The 18,299-nt window shown below is 34.9% G+C and carries 15 protein-coding genes and 6 tRNA genes; 6 read left to right on the top strand and 15 right to left on the bottom strand.

Annotated features, from left to right (window positions below; genetic code table 11):
- The 15 genes from SAUT_RS04130 to SAUT_RS04060 all read right to left on the bottom strand — a co-directional run bounded on the left by SAUT_RS04130 (position 1) and on the right by SAUT_RS04060 (position 11,083).
- Positions 1-669 carry a hypothetical protein gene (locus SAUT_RS04130; protein WP_013326611.1) on the bottom strand — a complete coding sequence of 223 codons (669 nt, stop codon included), beginning with the start codon at positions 667-669 and terminating at the stop codon, positions 1-3.
- An 18-nt stretch (positions 670-687) separates the two neighbouring features.
- The gene (locus SAUT_RS04125) at positions 688-1,917 is read right to left on the bottom strand and encodes a restriction endonuclease subunit S (protein ID WP_013326610.1); all 1,230 of its coding nucleotides are present in this window, start codon (positions 1,915-1,917) and stop codon (positions 688-690) included.
- On the bottom strand, positions 1,910-2,500 hold the full coding sequence (locus SAUT_RS04120) for an Abi family protein (protein WP_013326609.1): 591 nt from the start codon (positions 2,498-2,500) through the stop codon (positions 1,910-1,912). Before SAUT_RS04120 ends, SAUT_RS04125 begins: the two co-directional genes overlap by 8 nt.
- 89 nt (positions 2,501-2,589) lie before the next feature.
- On the bottom strand, positions 2,590-4,077 hold the full coding sequence (locus SAUT_RS04115) for a class I SAM-dependent DNA methyltransferase (protein ID WP_013326608.1): 1,488 nt from the start codon (positions 4,075-4,077) through the stop codon (positions 2,590-2,592).
- A gap of 146 nt (positions 4,078-4,223) precedes the next feature.
- Positions 4,224-5,291, bottom strand: coding sequence for a Fic family protein (locus tag SAUT_RS04110; protein ID WP_223175433.1), 1,068 nt, complete (start codon positions 5,289-5,291; stop codon positions 4,224-4,226).
- A 118-nt stretch (positions 5,292-5,409) separates the two neighbouring features.
- Positions 5,410-5,787, bottom strand: a complete 378-nt coding sequence (locus SAUT_RS04105; RefSeq protein WP_013326606.1) for a hypothetical protein — start codon at positions 5,785-5,787, stop codon at positions 5,410-5,412.
- Positions 5,788-5,790: 3 nt separating this feature from the next.
- Complete coding sequence (locus tag SAUT_RS04100; protein WP_013326605.1) at positions 5,791-6,843, bottom strand: hypothetical protein; 1,053 nt, start codon at positions 6,841-6,843, stop codon at positions 5,791-5,793.
- Between the two features lie 25 nt (positions 6,844-6,868).
- Entirely contained in the window at positions 6,869-9,181 is a 2,313-nt protein-coding gene (gene hsdR / locus SAUT_RS04095) for an EcoAI/FtnUII family type I restriction enzme subunit R (RefSeq protein WP_013326604.1), read from the bottom strand.
- 90 nt (positions 9,182-9,271) lie between these two features.
- Positions 9,272-9,348 (bottom strand) — tRNA-Asp (locus tag SAUT_RS04090).
- Between the two features lie 25 nt (positions 9,349-9,373).
- Positions 9,374-9,449 (bottom strand) — tRNA-Glu (locus tag SAUT_RS04085).
- 119 nt (positions 9,450-9,568) lie between these two features.
- Positions 9,569-9,644, bottom strand: a tRNA-Val gene (locus tag SAUT_RS04080).
- A gap of 16 nt (positions 9,645-9,660) precedes the next feature.
- Positions 9,661-9,737: transfer RNA gene (locus SAUT_RS04075), tRNA-Asp, on the bottom strand.
- A gap of 14 nt (positions 9,738-9,751) precedes the next feature.
- Positions 9,752-9,827, bottom strand: a tRNA-Val gene (locus tag SAUT_RS04070).
- Positions 9,828-9,844: 17 nt separating this feature from the next.
- Positions 9,845-9,920 (bottom strand) — tRNA-Lys (locus SAUT_RS04065).
- Between the two features lie 74 nt (positions 9,921-9,994).
- Positions 9,995-11,083: a CinA family protein gene (locus SAUT_RS04060; protein ID WP_013326603.1), complete on the bottom strand. Its 1,089-nt coding sequence runs from the start codon at positions 11,081-11,083 to the stop codon at positions 9,995-9,997.
- Positions 11,084-11,196: 113 nt separating this feature from the next.
- Between SAUT_RS04060 and ileS the strand changes: the two genes are divergently transcribed.
- From ileS to guaB, 6 genes are all read left to right on the top strand, one after another.
- Entirely contained in the window at positions 11,197-13,965 is a 2,769-nt protein-coding gene (ileS, locus tag SAUT_RS04055) for an isoleucine--tRNA ligase (RefSeq protein ID WP_013326602.1), read from the top strand.
- 127 nt (positions 13,966-14,092) lie between these two features.
- Positions 14,093-14,416, top strand: a complete 324-nt coding sequence (locus tag SAUT_RS04050) for a c-type cytochrome (protein ID WP_013326601.1) — start codon at positions 14,093-14,095, stop codon at positions 14,414-14,416.
- 78 nt (positions 14,417-14,494) lie between these two features.
- Positions 14,495-15,835 carry an Asp-tRNA(Asn)/Glu-tRNA(Gln) amidotransferase subunit GatA gene (gatA, locus tag SAUT_RS04045; protein ID WP_013326600.1) on the top strand — a complete coding sequence of 447 codons (1,341 nt, stop codon included), beginning with the start codon at positions 14,495-14,497 and terminating at the stop codon, positions 15,833-15,835.
- Between the two features lie 51 nt (positions 15,836-15,886).
- On the top strand, positions 15,887-16,297 hold the full coding sequence (locus tag SAUT_RS04040; RefSeq protein WP_013326599.1) for a hypothetical protein: 411 nt from the start codon (positions 15,887-15,889) through the stop codon (positions 16,295-16,297).
- An 89-nt stretch (positions 16,298-16,386) separates the two neighbouring features.
- Positions 16,387-16,728, top strand: coding sequence for a hypothetical protein (locus SAUT_RS04035; RefSeq protein ID WP_013326598.1), 342 nt, complete (start codon positions 16,387-16,389; stop codon positions 16,726-16,728).
- A gap of 57 nt (positions 16,729-16,785) precedes the next feature.
- A complete protein-coding gene (gene guaB / locus SAUT_RS04030; protein ID WP_013326597.1) occupies positions 16,786-18,231 on the top strand; it encodes an IMP dehydrogenase in 1,446 nt (481 codons plus the stop codon).
- Positions 18,232-18,299: the final 68 nt, after the last annotated feature.

The following is an 18,299-nucleotide window of genomic DNA, read 5'->3' as shown; positions in this document are numbered from 1 at the left end:
TTAACTTAACTCTCTACTAAATAATTTTTTTGCTTCTGGAATATAGTCTTCTAAATGTAAATAATAACTTGCATACCCATCTATTTCATCATCTAAATTTCCATAAGACTCTGGTTTTTCTAAATATATTGCAACCGTTTTAAGCCATTTCTCACTTCCTTCTACAATATCAAAAATTGTCTTAATTTCGTGACTATCTAGATGTATTAATGTATTTTCAGATTCAAGGTATGTAAGTGTTTTTTTATAACGTTTTAAAAGTTGATTTATATCCTCAGTCTTATGTGCTAACGGCTCTCTATTCAAAGAAGAATATAATTCTCTATTAAGATTGCTTAGCGAATCTTGCAAGTTGCACAAAAGCTGCAAAACAAAATTCTTATATTTTATTATCTCTTCAAATCGCTTTTCTTCTTCCATTAGAGTCGAATGAATAATTGAACGCATTACAGAAAAAGAAGCGGTAAATGCAGCTATCAGAACAGTAAAAGCTCCTATAAGTAATGCAGGTTCTGTTACTCTAAAAATAGCTACTATTAGTATAATTAAAGTTAAAAGACCAATGCTCCATAAAATTTTCAATATACCATCAATACAAAAGCTTTGATAAGTTATTTTTTGAATTGCTATACATAACCATCCAAATTCAATATCTTTTTTAATTCTCATTTTAAATCCTAATATCTCTCATAATTTTCCTCGAAATGCCTCATCTAAAATGGAAGCCTTGAGGGCTTTTAAATTTTCCATCTTCTCTTTTTGCACCTCTTTTATTCTCTTTAAATATAAAGAGATTTTGTCTAGGTAAGTTACTGTTTTTTGTTGGAGAGAAAGAGAGATAAGTGGTACTTGAAATTCTTCTAACATAGTTTTAGTAATAGCTTCTCTTGTTGCTCCACCAGAAGAGTTAAATAATAATTCAGATTTGATAAATGGACTTATTAAATAATAATGTAAAAAACTTGGAATAATCCTATCTTTTAATCTTAATATAGAAACATGCTGATTTACTCTAGCCGGTAAATACTTTTTATCTACAATACAGCAACGAGCAACAGAAGCACCTGTAATGTTTATTAATACATCATTTTCTTCTATAGTTACATTATTAAGTTTTTGTGCTTGTTCATCATCTATAAAAGCCAATCCCTTTTCTCTAAAACCTGTGTCATATATATTCATGCTTCTAATGAAACTTATTCCCTCAGTTTTATAGGATTTTTGTCCACCTCTAGGCGTTGCCCCACTTCCAATTTTTGAAGTAATTCCTTTTAATGCTACTATTTTCTTATTACTAAACTTCCCAAAAACATCATTCAAAACACTGCCCATAAAGGCATCAGCTTCATCCATATTTTTTTGATGCAGGGCTACGACTCTGTCTATCTTCTCAAAAAGCGAATCCAGTTTTCCAACTATTCTTTTTTGTTCTTGGAGTGGAGGGAGAGGATAATTTGTATTTTTCATATCTCCTAATGAAATATTTTTAATTGCTCCACCTCTTTGTTTATCCTTTGTATTCTGCGAAACAATTGATAACAGCGAATATTTCAAAAATTTTGAATTTAAACTTTCTTTTGGTCTTATAAGAGCAATAGCTTGATTAATATTCATTGGTAGATGTTCTTTTTTTACAATAGCCGTATCTCCAATCGTACCTGCGATTGAGAATAAAACATCATTTTCTTTTAACTGCGACCTTCTTTGTGCTTGATGAGCTTCTTTTGATATAAACATTTCAATTGTTGATAAGTCTATTTCTCCACTAACTATATTCTCTATTTTTAGAAAATTTATTCCTTCATTTAAAAATTTATACCCATTAGTAGTTGGCGTAGTTCCTTTTGTAATAAGCTCAGTAATTTCTTCTAACTTCTTCCACTCCCACCCATCAGGAAGTTCATACAACTCATTCATGTGTCATTTCCCTTGAAAATTTTACTATATCGGCATGTAAAAATCCCAGTATCTCATCAATATCGTGTTCAATATTATTAAATTCTTCTTTATTTACAATTTTTTCAAAATGAAAAATACGATTTCTAAATTTTCTTATATGATTTAATTTAGCCGATATAGTTTTTCTATCTATTGGTTTAGCTTCTGTTCTTGGTAAATTTGAGAAAATCCCCCTCAATGTTTGTAAACGCATTGTTTTATCATAAGGCTTCTGAAAGAGTGATGTCCAAAAACCAAAGGTGAGTTCTGCAGTAAGCTTTGCATGTGTTAAAGTTTCATTTCTAGATTGTAACTTCATCTTCGCCTGAGCTATTTTTTCTAATGCATCTCTTTGCAAAAATTGTGCTTCGTTGAGTATCCAGTTTTGTCCATAAAAAACTATAAATTGACTATTTATTGCATTTCGTAATGAAACTTCTAAGATTGATAAAGGTATATAAAAACTATTTGATAAATAAATATTTTTTTTATACTCATCCAACGAACTATATTTACTCAATCGTGCTGAACTAATATATTTTTCAATTATCATCTCATCCATTTGCATTCTTTCCTAAAATTATGTTATAATCTTCATTGAAATTCCCTTGTAAGCCTGCATCCTTTGAGGTGTAGCCAAGGGTACTGAACTTATTCAATATCTTTCCCAACCAAAACAGCTTCAATTTCATCCATCAAATCATTTATTTCTTTATTATTGGTTTTAATGTTTTCTACTAATTCTAATGGTGATTTATGCTCTATAACTTCATTTTTATTTGGGTTTTTAGCACTTATATCATAATCTTTTATATTATTTACATGTACTACCCACGAATTTTCCGTAAGTGTTCTCTCTTGCCAAGTATCAAGAAACTCTTTGAAGTGTTCATACTTTATAGGCTTGTTTTTTGTGAGCTTGTAAGGAGGATTGACCTCATAGTAAAATATCTCAGAAGTTGCACCCGCTCTGTCAAAAAAGATGACATTTGTTTTGACGCCGCTGTAAGGCAAAAATATTCCTGCAGGCAGTGAAAGAATCGTATGCACGTTGAAACGCTCCAAAAGCTCCTGTTTTACTGCCTGGAATGCTTTATTTGTTTGAAATAACACGCCTTCAGGAATAACCACGCCGCATTTGCCATTGAGTTTTAAATAGTTCATCATGTGCTGTAAAAATAGTAACTCCGTCGCATTTGATTTTATAGGAAAATTTTGCTGAATGGAGTCATTTTCTTTACCGCCAAACGGAGGATTTGCCAAGATGCAGTCAAATCTCTCTTTTTCTTCCAAGCCTCGTATGTCTTTTGTAAGTGTATTTGTTTTAGCAATGTTTGGAGACTCTATGCCGTGAAGTATCATATTCATCACACCCATCACATAAGAGAGCGGTGTCTTTTCATTGCCGAAAAATGTATCTTCATTTAAAAACTTCAACTGCTCGGTTGAGAGTTCTCTTTGCTTATTTTCCTCAGCGTTTATGTACCTGATGTGATTATATGCTTCTATGAGAAAGCCGCAGCTTCCTGCTGCCGGATCATATACCGTTTCTCCTATGACAGGGTTTACAACATCGGCTATGACTTTTATAAGCGGACGGGGCGTATAAAACTCCCCGCTGTTTCCGCCGTCACTTCCCATATCTTTAAGCAGTTTTTCATAAATGAGTGAGAGTTGAAACAAGTCAGCCTGATTGTGAAAGTCCAGCTCATCTATGATGTCCAACACCTCACGCAGCGTATGCCCATTGGCAATGCGGTTATCTAGGTATTCAAAGATAGCACCTATTTTGTACTTAATGGATTTAGGGTCTTGCGTGAGTGACTTAAAACCTTTGAGATAAGGAAACAACTCCTTGTTCACAAACTCCAAAAGGTCTTCACCACTCTTGGCGTTTATGAGGTCAAGTTTGCCCTTTGCATCTTTAGGACAAGCCCAAGAACTCCACTTGTAATTGTCATCAAGTATGTAAGTGTACTCCTGTCCGTTTAAAAGTGCTTCATCAGCCTTAGAGTCTTCCAAATCATTCAAAAATTTTAAAAAAAGCACCCAGGAAATTTGTTCAGTGTACATCATAGCCCCACTAATCCCATCATCCCGTCTCAATATATCTGTTATTCTATTTATTTTACTTTCCAAGTTTTGCCTTTTATCTATGGGTAAATTTTACTGTTTTTTATACATAGTTCACAATCTATGGGTAAATTATTGACTTTTTTACTCATAGCTTTATATCTATGTGTAAATTTTATGATTTTTTTTACATATAAATTTTAATTGTTGAATTATATACCTTTTTTCAACATATCAAAAAGTTCTTCATTGATAAAAAATTTACTATTTTTTATCTGTATATTTTTCAGTATACCGATTTGCTCTAATTCATTGAGATATTTCGATGCAGTTTTTCGAGTAATCCCCAAGCCATCGACTAAAAATTCTATCTTTGTATAAGGATGTACAAAAAGTATCTCCACTAAATCTTTACTATATATTTTTGGCAACTTCTCTTTTATCGTACTTTTTGTTTTATTCATTAGTTCATAAATATTATTGATGAGTTCAATAGTATCCAATGAAGTCTGTTCCACTCCATTAAGTATGTAGAGAATCCACTCTTCCCAATTTTCTTTTGTTCGTACCTCTTGCAGTAGTCTGTAGTAATCTGCCTTGTTTTGAATAATGTAAGAACTCAGATATAAAATAGGCAATTCAAGTAAATCTTTTAACACAAGATACAAAATATTTATAATTCTGCCAATTCTACCATTACCATCATAAAATGGGTGAATAGATTCAAACTGATAATGAATAATCGCCATATTGACAAGTGGGTCAATTTCATTTGGTTCGTTTATGTAATTTTCGAGATTGTCTAGTAATTTTTCTATAACAGCATACTCCTGTGGCGGTTCAAATACTACGTCACCCGTAGCCATATTACGCAACACCGTTCCGGCTTGGCGTCTTACCCCTGCATCATTTTGTTCTAGTTCTTGCTGAATAGCTATGATGTCTCTTTTAAGTAAAAGCTTATGCTCTTGAACCAATGCATACCCTTTAAGTAAAGCCTGTCGATAATGTTCCACTTCTTTAGTTTCATTTGTAACAGAGTTTATATCCAACCCTGCACGAAAAAGCTCATCATGTGTAGTGATGATGTTTTCTATTTCCGAACTATCTTTTGCTTCTCTGAGTACTAAAGAGTTGATGAGGATTTGAGAGTTTGGGATGATTTGAGCCACCCCATTAAGTTTTGCCAAAGCACGATTGGCAGAAATTGCTTTTTTTAGGACTTTTGGGGTTTCTATATCTATAGGCAAAGGAAGAGTTTGGAGTTTATATGATTTCATTGACATGTATTTTTTATCCTTTGTCTTTTATATATTATTACAACACCAATACTATCGCTTTGTTTTAGCATATTCATTATCTTTTTTATTTTACTTTCCAATTATTTATCTTAAACAATTATGTATTATTTTTTAAAGATGTTTTCGCTATTTCTTGTAAAATATAAACTATTACAAATAGACTATATGCTACATATACTAACCCAGTAATGTATAAAATTGACACACTAATTTTCACATAAAATTCATTATCATGAATATATTCAGTAAATAATGACAATAAAAATAAAATCACTAAAATACTTGCTGTATAAAAAATTCTATCTATAAATATATAGATATTTTTATGTTTTTTGAACTTTTTTATATTAGAATGATTATTATCTTTTAGGTTAATCACTAATGATAAAGTAGTTATCAATAAACCAATTAAGATAAGTGGAGAAAATATCATTTTATCCATTAATGTAAAAGTAATTGTAATAAATTCTTCCATAACTTATCCTATTCTCTCACTTAATATATCTTCTTTATTCTCAAAGGCTTCTTCAAAAAAATCATTTGCTTGGTCTATATTATCTATTTTATGTTTGGTTGTATAGTTTAATTCTAGACCTTTATCTGTTGATTTTATTTCTTTAGAAGTCCCAAATTTTTTGATTTTACACATGTCCAACATTCCCGCTTCATTAGCCATCTCAAAAAATCTTAGTAACTTTTTATTATCTAATAAGTCTTTATCATTATTAACACTAATTGTTATATTTGTCCCTAACATTTTTGTTAAAAAATATAATGGTGTTGCAAAGTTTTCTTCAATTAAGTTATTTTTAGACTCAGAACTATATGAGAATTTAAAACTTTTTAAATCTGAATTTTGTAAAGCATCCATAAAAGACATATCATATATTTTTTTAAAATGTAATCTCAAATTCTCATTTACCAATAAATGTGAATTTAAGTATTCAAGTAAATGTTCAACATCAAATCCATGAACAGCTTTTTGAAACATGAGAATATAGCTTTGTTTATATCTTGTAATATTAAAAAATATTTTTTCTTTTTTCATACGTTGTATCGTTTTAGAACAAAACAATTCTAATTCATAAGGTGTAATTAATTTCCGATTATCTCTTAGGATTTTGTAAATAGTAAAATACTCTATTTCACTTTTCATCAGCTTGTTTACTAAGTCATCATTTTCATATTCGGAAGTTAATCTAATAATAAATTCTATCTCTTCAACTGTTGGGAGTGCTTTATCTGATTCCATATTGTTAAATTCTTCAAAAGTATCGATACTATCAAGAGGTTTGGAAATAATCGTGCTATTAATCACTTCGTTAGTAAGTTTTGAAAAGTCAAATGTTATAGAATTTTTATTTTCTTTAAATTCAGATAAAATAGCTAGACATGTCTTGTTACTACAAAGTAAATCATTTTCTGGTAGTTCTAATAATCTATTTTTTATTTTATTTACAATGTTTTCATCAATAGCTATTCCATTTTTAGTATCTCTTATATTTATTTCATAAAATTCAACTTTTGCCATATTCTCTCCAAATTTTTTATATTAACTATCTGTAAATCTCTTTTTGTAACTCAAAATACTCATCTCGCATTTGAGGAATTCCGCCAAAGTTGTTGGCGACTTCTCTTACCGTTCCAAGTCCGCTTAAATCAACCAGCTTGCCAAGCTTGTCTTCACCGAGTTCTTTTACCCCGTCTTTTTTGTAACGTTCGAGTATAAATTCTATGAACTCTTTTGCTTTTTCGTTGTGATGTTTTTCTATAAACTCTGAGTGTTCAACGGCAAATACTCTTTCACTTCTTGTTTTAATATTCAGATTAAAAGATATATGCGCCAATACATCATATATATCACTATTTTGGGCTTCAAATATTTGTTTTAAATCATTGAGCTGTGACTCGTCTATATTCATCTCTTTAAGTTTGTTGAGTAAATCTTTTCTATTTTTTGGGTTACTCCATATCTCGCGTAAACCTTCTTCATTATTGTAAAATTTACCCAGTACGCCTATGAGAAGTTCTAAGTAATCCTCTGTTCTTAAAGGAATGCCGTCTAAGCCGACATACGTTGTCTCAATGTTAATGACTCTGAGTTTTTTGCCTTTTATGTCAATGGTTACTTTTTCATTTTTTGATTTATCTTCTGCTGAACCGTCTGCACTTTCTGGTTCTGAATTATCTTTAGTTGTTTCTTTTTTTTCTTTTTTAGAGGATTTTATAGGCACTTCATTTTCGCCATCCCAAGCAGGGTCATAAAAGAGATTTGTAGCACCTACAAAATCCATGATAGTAAAAAAATCTTTGCCTTCAAAAACTCTCGTACCGCGCCCTATAATTTGTTTAAATTCTGTCATAGATTTTATAGGGGCAGTCAGTACTACATTTCTGACATTTTTGGCATCCACTCCGGTAGTCAGCATTTTTGACGATGTAAGAATAGCAGGTATATCTCTATCATTATTTTGAAACATTTCTAAAAATTCACGACCTATGTCACCTTCATCAGATGTAACTCTCACGCAGTAGTTATTGTCTTTTACCGTTTTATATTTATCTATGGCTGTTTTCATATCAAGTGCATGTTTTTGATTGACACAAAAGATTATGGTTTTATCCATCGGATTCATATTTTGCAAAATAGTTTTTGCAATAAGTTCCGTTCGTTTGGGAATTACTACCTGTTTTTCAAACTGTTCAAGTTCTACTATCTGCTTATCTAATTCTCCGGTTATTATGTCGTTAGGGTCAAACTTGTATTCGTCTATGTTGGTTTGAATTCTTTTTACTTTATAAGGCGTCAAGAAACCATCATTAATACCGTCTTTCAATGAATACTCATAAATTGGATCGCCAAAATATTTGTAAGTATCGCCGTTATCATCTCGTTTTGGTGTTGCTGTGAGTCCCAAATGAACCGCACTTGTAAAGTGAGTAAGTATCTCCCGCCAAGAACTCTCATCATTAGCACTCCCGCGATGGCACTCATCAATGATGATTAAATCAAAAAAATTTGATGGGTACTGTTTGTAGTACCCTGTCACATCATCTTCATTTTCATTCTCTTCTTCTACGGCAAGAGATTGATAAATAGCAAAAAATATATTTCCGGCTGTCGGAACTTTGCCACCACGTTTCTTGATGATTTTGCCGTTTATTTCTACACAATCTTTTTCTAGTGGATTGAAAGTATTCATTGATTGGTCTTTGAGAACATTTCTATCTGCTAAAAAAAGTATTTTAGGTCGTCTATCGCTATTATCTCTATTCCATTTTGACTGAAACAATCTGTATGCGATTTGAAAAGCTATATATGTTTTACCGGTTCCGGTTGCCAAAGTCAAAAGAACTCTATCTTTGTTATCTGCTATAGCTTCTATGGTTTTTTGAACTGCAATTTGCTGATAAAATCGCGGTTTCATCGTTCCTTCAATATAAAAAGGATTTGTGATTATATTTGTGGCTTTAGGCGTTTTTTTACCGTATTTTCGCTCAAATAGTTCATCAGGAGTCGGATAGTTCTCTATAAACTTACCATTTCCATCTACAAGAGAATGCTCATATATTTTATGCCCGTTAGTAGTATAAACATAATCTATTTTGAGCCGCTGAGCATAATTAATAGATTGTTGTAAACCGTCTAACGGGTCTTTTGTTTCGGCTTTGGCTTCAATGATGGCAAGATTTGTGTTTTTGTAAGTAAGGAGGTAATCAACGAAGTATCTTTTGCCTCGTTTTCCGCCGATAAGCTTTCGTCCGTCAGTAAAATAATACTCTCTGACAATATTTGATTCCAGCCATCCGCTCTCTTTTATTAAAGGGTCTATGAGTTTAGAACGAGTATCTGATTCTGAATATGCCAAAAAACAACCTTTAAATGAATAAAAGTATTTTATCACAATATTTTAAGTTTTGATTGAATAAATTAAATGTTTGAAGTTTAAAAAAGGGAGTGGCGCGGTGGATGGGGCTCGAACCCACGACCCCCTGCGTGACAGGCAGGTATTCTAACCAACTGAACTACCACCGCGCATATAAAAAAACACCAGTCAAAATGGCGACCCCTAAAGGATTTGAACCTCTGTTACTACCATGAAGTGATAGTGTCCTTGGCCACTAGACGAAAGGGTCATTATCTTTCATTAAAACAAAAGGTTGTTAACAAAATAATTTTGATTTAGTTGTGCTAAAGTTTTTGTCGAAGCGTACTAAAGTACGTGAGTCAAAAGCTAAAGTGCAAATAAACAAAATGGTGGGCATTACTGGACTCGAACCAGTGACATCTACCTTGTAAGGGTAGCGCTCTACCAACTGAGCTAAACGCCCATTTAAAAGTAAAAAGTGGCGCGGTGGATGGGGCTCGAACCCACGACCCCCTGCGTGACAGGCAGGTATTCTAACCAACTGAACTACCACCGCGCATATATTTTAAATGGTGGGCACTACTGGACTCGAACCAGTGACATCTACCTTGTAAGGGTAGCGCTCTACCAACTGAGCTAAGCGCCCATTTAAAACTGTAAAAATGGTGTCCTGTGATGGATTCGAACCATCGGCCACATCATTAAAAGTGACGTGCTCTACCAGCTGAGCTAACAAGACATTTGTCTCTTATTGTTAAGAGGTCGAAATTATAGGCAAATGATTCTTAATTGTCAAGATATTTTACGCTAAATTTAGAAAAAAGTCTCTTTATCAAGTAAAAGCAACATTTTTATAGCCATAAGAGCACTTTGGTCTTGCACATAGTTCCTGTCTCCATGAAAATGAAGATGTTTTTCTACATGTTGTATTTTACTTCTTGCACTTATATAAACAGTTCCGACAGGCTTGAGCGCTGTTCCTCCCGTATCGCCGGCTATGCCGCTTACTGCGAGTGCATAATCCGCTCCGCTTACATTTAATGCACCCTCACTCATCTCTTGCACAACCTCAGCACTCACTGCACCGTTTTCTTCAAGTACGGTATGCTCCGCCGCCAGCCAGTTTTCTTTGAGTGTGTTTGAGTATGTCACCAGAGCACCGTCTAAAATCTTTGATGCTCCATTATGTTTTGTAAAGTAGTAACTCAGCAATCCGCCCGTACAACTCTCGGCAAATGTTACTTTTTTACCGAGATGTGACAGCCTTTCTATGATATACTCAATAATATTTGAAGAGGCTATGAGCTTTTTGGGCAGTAGGTTTTTTGAAGCATGAATAAATTTGGCAATATCACCATACTTATTACTTGTTACATCAATTCTATGCCAGCTCTCTACTTCTTGGGTCACATCAAAATTCACTTCATAAGTTTGTGCGATAGGCGTTAAAATAGTTATGATCGTGGATTTTTCTTCTTCAAATACATGTATAGTTGCCCGTATCTCTTCATTTTTTAGCAGTAATTCTGGCATTTTCTGACCTTCATCTATCTGCACAACATTTATTATTGCATTTTGATACTCTAAAAGATAAGAACGTTCTTCAAATAAAGAGGCTTTTTGCGGTATAAGCATCCCCTCTTTTAAAATCTGGTTATCGCTTGTTGCCGTACATATGACTTTTCCGACTGTTGAAAAGTTTTGCTTACATGTAACGATAATAAGTCTGTTAGATGCGTTGAGTTCTTCTTCCAAATAAAGGAAAAAAGAATTATCACTATCTTTAAAATAGGTTATATTGTCTATAAAGCCGCTGTTTCTCTCAATATCTCGTAAAATATACTCTTTTAATGATGTGTTATAAACAAATTTATTGCCTATGATTATCAGATGCGTTTTCATACTACATGTAGCCTTGTTTGAAGAATTTTATTTGGCTTATTATAGCACTTTATCAGCTTTTAAACACATAAAGGGTACAATGCAAAACTTTTTAAAAACAATTTGGGGTACCTATGGATTATAAAGACACACTACTTTTACCGACAACTACGTTTGCTATGCGAGGCAATTTAATAAACAATGAACCAAAGCGTTATGCCGCTTGGGATGAAAAAAAAGTTTATCATAAAATGAAAGCAAAACGTGCCGGAGCTAAGCACTTTACACTTCACGACGGTCCTCCGTATGCAAACGGTCATATTCACATTGGTCACGCGCTCAACAAAGTGCTCAAAGATATTATTATCAAAAACAACTATTTCAACGGTAAATCTGTCCGTTTTACTCCGGGCTGGGATTGTCACGGGCTTCCGATTGAACAGCAGGTTGAGAAAAAACTCGGTGGAAAGCAAAAAAAAGAGCGGCTTGAAACTGCCGAGATTAGAAAACTTTGCCGTGAACATGCAGCTAAATTTGTAGACATTCAAAGAGGTGAGTTTAAACAGCTTGGTATCATTGCCGACTGGGAAAAACCTTATGTGACTATGGATTATAAATTTGAAGCAAATATTTTCAGAACACTTTGCAGTGTTGCAAAAAAAGGACTTTTGATTGAGCGAAGCAAACCTGTCTTTTGGTCTTGGGCTGAAAGAACTGCACTTGCTGAAGCCGAAGTTGAGTATGAAGACAAAGAAGATTACTCAATCTTTGTAGCATTTGAGCTAAGTGATGAAGCCAAAGAGAAACTCGGACTCACAAAGAATGAAAAAGCAGCTCCTGTTATCTGGACGACGACACCATGGACTATTCCGGCAAATACAGGAATCTCGCTCAATCCTGAAGAAGAGTATGTACTGACGACTGACGGCTATATAGTTGCAAAAAAACTACTCAACTCTTTAGTAGAGAGTGGTGTTCTGGGCGGTACAATTACGAAAACTTTCACAGCTAAAGAGCTGGAAAACCTTACAGCTATTAATCCGCTGAACAACAGACCGTCTCGTATCGTTTTAGGCGAGCATGTTTTAGTGGATAATGGTACAGGTTGTGTTCATACCGCTCCGGGACATGGTGAGGATGACTACCGTGTCGGTTTAAAGTATGACCTTGAAGTTGTTATGCCTGTTGATGAGACGGGATGTTATGATGCAACTGTTGTTCGTGATGCTTTAATTCCAAATGCCCAAGAATTTGTAGGCCGCCACATCTTTAAATCAAATGAAGATATAGTAGAGATGATGGGCGAGAGTGTATTACATGTAAGCAAGTTTATGCACTCCTATCCACACTGTTGGAGAAGTCATACACCGCTTATTTACCGTGCAACAAAGCAGTGGTTTATTTCAGTTGATGAAAAACCGCAAGATGAGGACAAAACACTTAGAAACATTGCACTCGATGAAATAGAGAAGACGCTTTTTGTTCCTCAAACCGGAAAAAACCGTTTGACTTCCATGGTAGCAAACCGTCCTGACTGGTGTATTTCCCGTCAACGTGACTGGGGTGTACCTATCGCATTTTTCAGAGTAAAAGAGACAGGCGAAGTTCTTTTGGATGAAAAAGTGCTTAACTTTACGGCAATGATATTTGAAATGCAGGGAAGTGACGCATGGTACTCTATGGACATAGCACAGCTGCTCTACCCCGGAAGCGGTTATAAGCCCGAAGAGCTTGAAAAGGTCAATGACATCCTTGATGTATGGTTTGACTCAGGTTCAACTTGGAACTCAGTTTTAAAATCCCGCAACTATGATGCGGGGGATTACCCTGCTGATTTATATGTAGAGGGTTCTGACCAGCATCGCGGCTGGTTCCAGTCATCTCTGTTTTTATCTTCTGCGGTTGAGCATAAAGCACCATACAAAGGTGTACTAACTCACGGTTTTACGGTAGATGAAAAAGGCGAGAAAATGTCTAAGTCAAAAGGCAATGTTATCGCACCGGAAAAAGTTTTAAAAGAGTATGGAAGTGAAATCCTGCGTTTATGGGTTGCTTCATCTGATTATCAGGGTGATTTGAAAATTTCTCAGGGTATTTTAAAACAGACTTCTGAGAACTATCGTAAACTGAGAAACACTTTTAGAATTATGCTTGCAAACATCAATGACTTAGAGAGCCTGACGCCATATGAAGATATGGGTGATTTGGATAAATGGATTTTAAATGTTGCACAAAGCACACTTGATGAAGTGCATAAACAATTTAGCGAATATAACTTTGTAAATGGTATGAGCACTCTGAATAATTTCATCGTCAATGAACTCAGCGGTATGTATATTGATATGACAAAAGACAATCTTTACTGTAACGCAAAAGAGAGTCAAAGAAGACGAGCCAGCCAAAGTGCCATGGCAATCATTACAAAAACACTGCTTTTAATTATGGCACCTATTATTACCTATACGGCTGATGAAATAGTAGAAAATGCACCTGCTATTATAAAAGGTGATGCCCAAGATATTTTTGATATGACATATGAGAAAATCGAACCTGTTGCAGTGCCGTTTGATGCTGAATATATGGTCAAAGCGCGTGAAGGTTTTGGCGCAGAAGTTGATAAACTCAAAAAAGAAAAAATTATCAAAAATACGCTTGAATTAGTCATTTATACAGAGTCTAAAGCAACGTTGGAGATGGACAGAGTCGATGCTGAAGACTGGTTTGTAGTTTCTGGCATATTTGAAGACAAGCCCGAAGAAGAAATCATTGCCAGTTTCAAGGTTGATGAAGATATATTCTCAATAGCAAAAGCAAGCAAATTTAAATGTCCTAGATGTTGGAAATATCAGGCAGAAGCAGAGGATTGTCTTTGCGAACGATGTCAAAGTGTAGTAAATGGTTGATTTTAGCCAACCGGTAGAACCATCATTTATAGCCCTCTCAGTAGGGGCTATATTTCTTATTATCGCGATCGGAATCTTTTTCGTTAAAAGATTTAAATAACTATTTTAATGTAGTATGGAATATACAATGAAACTTTTTTTCACTCTTCTTATAATTACGAACGCACTATATGCAAACATTGAAAATGGCAAAGATGTTTATATTCAAAATTGTGCAAACTGCCATAGTGTCAATATGAGGGGAGGTATGGGACCTGATTTTAATATTGTCTCTTACTCACATAAAAAAGCAGATATTGCCAAATATATATCTTCACCATCAACCATGTTTCGATCATTTGGCTATACATCAAATGCTATGCCGGAGCTGCCTCTTTCACCTCAAGAAATAAAAGATGTAAGTGAATATATAGACTCACTTCAACCATTTAAAAAATGGATGAAAAAATAATTAGTAAGTTTCTCGGTAAGTACTAAACCCAAATTTAGCTATAATAACATAAATATTTAAAAATAATAGGAAAAGCTGGTGATCACATTAAAAGAAGCTCTTTCTCTGAGCAAAGATGAATTAAATAAATTTAAAAAAGAATTACATACAAAAATAGAAGCGAACAAAGATTTGAATGCATACATTGATGTAAACAATGTCGGTGAAGGTGTTCCTATTGCCATTAAAGACAATATTCAGGTTAAAGAGTGGTCTGTTACATCTGGCTCTAAAATCCTTCAAGGCTACATTGCTCCTTATAATGCGACAGTTATCAACAAACTTTTAAATGCAGGACTCAGCCCGTTTGGACGAACAAACATGGATGAATTTGCCATGGGTTCAACAACAGAATCAAGCTGCTACGGCAAAACACTCAACCCTGTAAACCCTGAGTGCGTTCCGGGTGGAAGTTCAGGCGGATCTGCCGCGGCAGTCGGTGCAGGTTTAGCTATAGCTGCCCTTGGTTCTGATACTGGCGGTTCTATTCGTCAGCCTGCGGCTTATTGCGGCATAGTAGGAATGAAACCGACATACGGAAGAGTGAGTCGTTACGGTCTTGGTGCGTATGCATCGAGTCTTGATCAAATCGGGCCGATGACACAAAATGTTGAAGATGCCGCCATACTTTATGACATTATCAGCGGAAGTGATGAAAAAGACTCAACGAACGCCATGATGGATGACAAAGTCAGCGACAAGCTTGACCCGAGCAAAAAACTCACAATTGCCGTATTGCCAAAGTACATTGAAAATGCAAGTGATGACATTAAAGAGGCTTACGCAAAAGCCATTGATGCACTCAAAGCACAAGGGCATACAATAGCAGAACATGAGATGATGGATGCTAAATATGATATCTCAGCTTACTACATCACAGCAACTGCAGAAGCAACAACCAATCTTGGAAGATATGACGGCATTCGTTATGGAAACCGTGTTGAGGGTGCGAACCTTGAAGAGACTTACTACAACACAAGAAGTGAAGGCTTTGGTGATGAAGTCAAGCGCCGTATCTTACTTGGCAACTTTGTTTTAAGCAGCGGATATTATGAAGCGTACTATGTAAAAGCCCAAAAAACACGTCATCTTATTAAAGATGAGTATGCAAAAATATTTAAAGATGTTGACTTGATTCTCTCTCCGGTTGCACCGAGTGTTGCACCAAAATTTGGAGAACTTGCAAACCCGATGGAGATGTATTTAAGTGATATTTATACAATCAGCGTGAACCTTGCCGGTCTGCCTGCTCTTTCACTGCCTATTATGAAAAACAGTGACGGCATGCCTATCGGACTGCAGCTTATTGCAAATGCTTATGATGAGCAGACGCTTTTTGACGGTTCACTTAGTCTTGAAAAAGAAATTGCTTACAACTAATGTAATAATAATGAAATAATATTTCGGTATTATTTTAAAAAAGGAGAAAAAATGGCATATTTTGACAATGTAAAAGTAAAAGATAAACTCTACGGTTTAGTATTTGGCCGCGGTAAAGTTTCTCAGGTTTTTGAAAATTCTCATTACAAAATGATGGTAAAATTTAAAAACGGACATGAAGTTCCATACACGGAAGACGGCATCCCCGGATGGGGAAACTTTAAAAAACAGACTATCTTTTATAAAGACGATATAGACTTGACAGATGTTGATTTTGCTCCTGTTACAAAAGTTTTAAGTCCCAAAAAAATAATCAAATTACGTGAAAAGAAAAAGCTTGAGGTCAGACTCCCTTCAGGTGTTTGGACGAATTGTACAAAATGTGTCAACGGCTACATAGAAGACATGTTAGAAGCCGAAAACTATCATCTCTTTAGAAAATCACTAAAAAAGGATAAGTAATTTTATACACGTTAATACATACCATTCATATTTATTCTGTTTTTATTTACGGCGGTTTTTTATTTGTAGATATACTTTTTTTATCTAAAATGAAACAGACTCTCAGCGAAGAAGAACATAAAAAAGCCCGAGAAGCCATCATGATGAATGTAAGAAAGGTTGTTCCTTATGCATTAATGGTTGCAGTTGCAAGCGGACTCTATCTTTTTAGCCAGGTTTTTGGAAAAATTGGACCCGATGGTCCTACAACCTTTCAAGCAGCACTCTCTATCAAAGCATTTTTAGGTTTATGGCTCGGTTTTCGCGGAATTAATCAAAAACTTTTCGGAATCAATCCCTGGGTATTTAAAAGCCACTTCTTTCCCTTTACTTTAGTCGGTATAATTATTCTGCTTTCCCAGTTTATGTTTTTAGATTTTACCTCTTTTTAACCACAAAAGAGGTATAATGCAAAAATTTTAACTTCTATACTCTACAAAAGGATACCCATGAGAATTCGTAAACGCGCCCTGACATTTGAAGATGTACTTTTAGTACCACAATATTCGGAAGTACTTCCAAAAGAGGTCTCTCTTGAAACAAAATTAACTCGTAACATCAGCCTTAAAATTCCTATGGTTTCCGCTGCTATGGATACTGTAACGGAGTATCGCGCGGCTATTGCAATGGCAAGACTTGGAGGTATTGGGATAATTCATAAAAATATGGATATTGAGACACAATGCAAACAGGTTAAAAAAGTAAAAAAATCTGAAAGCGGAATTATCATTGATCCGATTTATGTCCATCCTGATGCAACATTGGCAGATGCTGAAGCATTGATGAAAGAATTTAAAATCTCCGGTGTTCCTGTTGTAGACGGGCATAATAAACTTCTTGGAATTTTAACAAACCGTGATATGCGTTTTGAGAAAAATATGCGTAAAAGTGCAGAAGAAGTTATGACAAAAATGCCATTGATTACTGCTAAGAAAGGTATCTCACTTGATGAGGCTGCTGATATTATGCACCAAAATAAAATAGAAAAACTCCCTATTATTGATAATGAAGGCTTTTTAAAAGGTCTTGTTACCATTAAAGATATCAAAAAACGTATAGAGTACCCAAATTCAAACAAAGATGCTTTTGGTCGTCTTGTAGTCGGTGCAGCTATCGGTGTTGGACAGATGGACAGAGCAAAAGCACTTGTCGATGCCGGTGCAGATGTGCTTGTACTTGATTCTGCGCATGGTCATTCAAAAGGTATTTTAGATACGGTAAAAGCGATTAAGGACTCTTTGGAAGTAGATATAATTGCCGGTAATATTGCCACTGCAGAAGCAACTGAAGCACTAATTGAAGCAGGTGCTGATGCTGTAAAGGTAGGAATTGGACCAGGTTCTATTTGTACAACCCGTATTGTTGCAGGTGTCGGTGTTCCTCAAATTTCTGCTATTGATGAATGTGCCGCTGCTGCAAGAAAACATGGAGTGCCTGTTATAGCAGACGGCGGTATTAAATATTCCGGAGATATTTCTAAAGCTCTTGCAGTCGGTGCTGCATGTGTTATGGCCGGTTCACTTTTAGCAGGTACGGAAGAATCACCGGGTGAAACTATTATGTTTCAAGGGCGTCAGTACAAGTCATACCGTGGAATGGGTTCAATCGGTGCTATGCAAAAAGGAAGTAACGACAGATATTTCCAAGAAGGGACAGCAGCCGATAAACTTGTTCCTGAAGGAATCGAAGGACGTGTACCGTTTCGCGGTTCTATTGCGGGAATCGTTCATCAAATGATGGGAGGACTACGTTCTTCTATGGGTTACTGCGGAAGTGAGAGCATAGAAGCGTTTTGGGATAAAGCGGAATTTGTTGAAATCACATCAGCAGGTTTGAAAGAGTCGCATGTTCATGATGTTATTATCACACAAGAGGCGCCGAACTATCATGTATAATTAATCTTTAGTTACATACTTTAATTTTAAATCAATGTTTTATTATATATAATAAATTATAATATCAA

The organism is Sulfurimonas autotrophica DSM 16294 (assembly GCF_000147355.1).
GTDB lineage: Bacteria > Campylobacterota > Campylobacteria > Campylobacterales > Sulfurimonadaceae > Sulfurimonas > Sulfurimonas autotrophica.
This window is presented reverse-complemented; position numbering and strand designations above follow the sequence as displayed.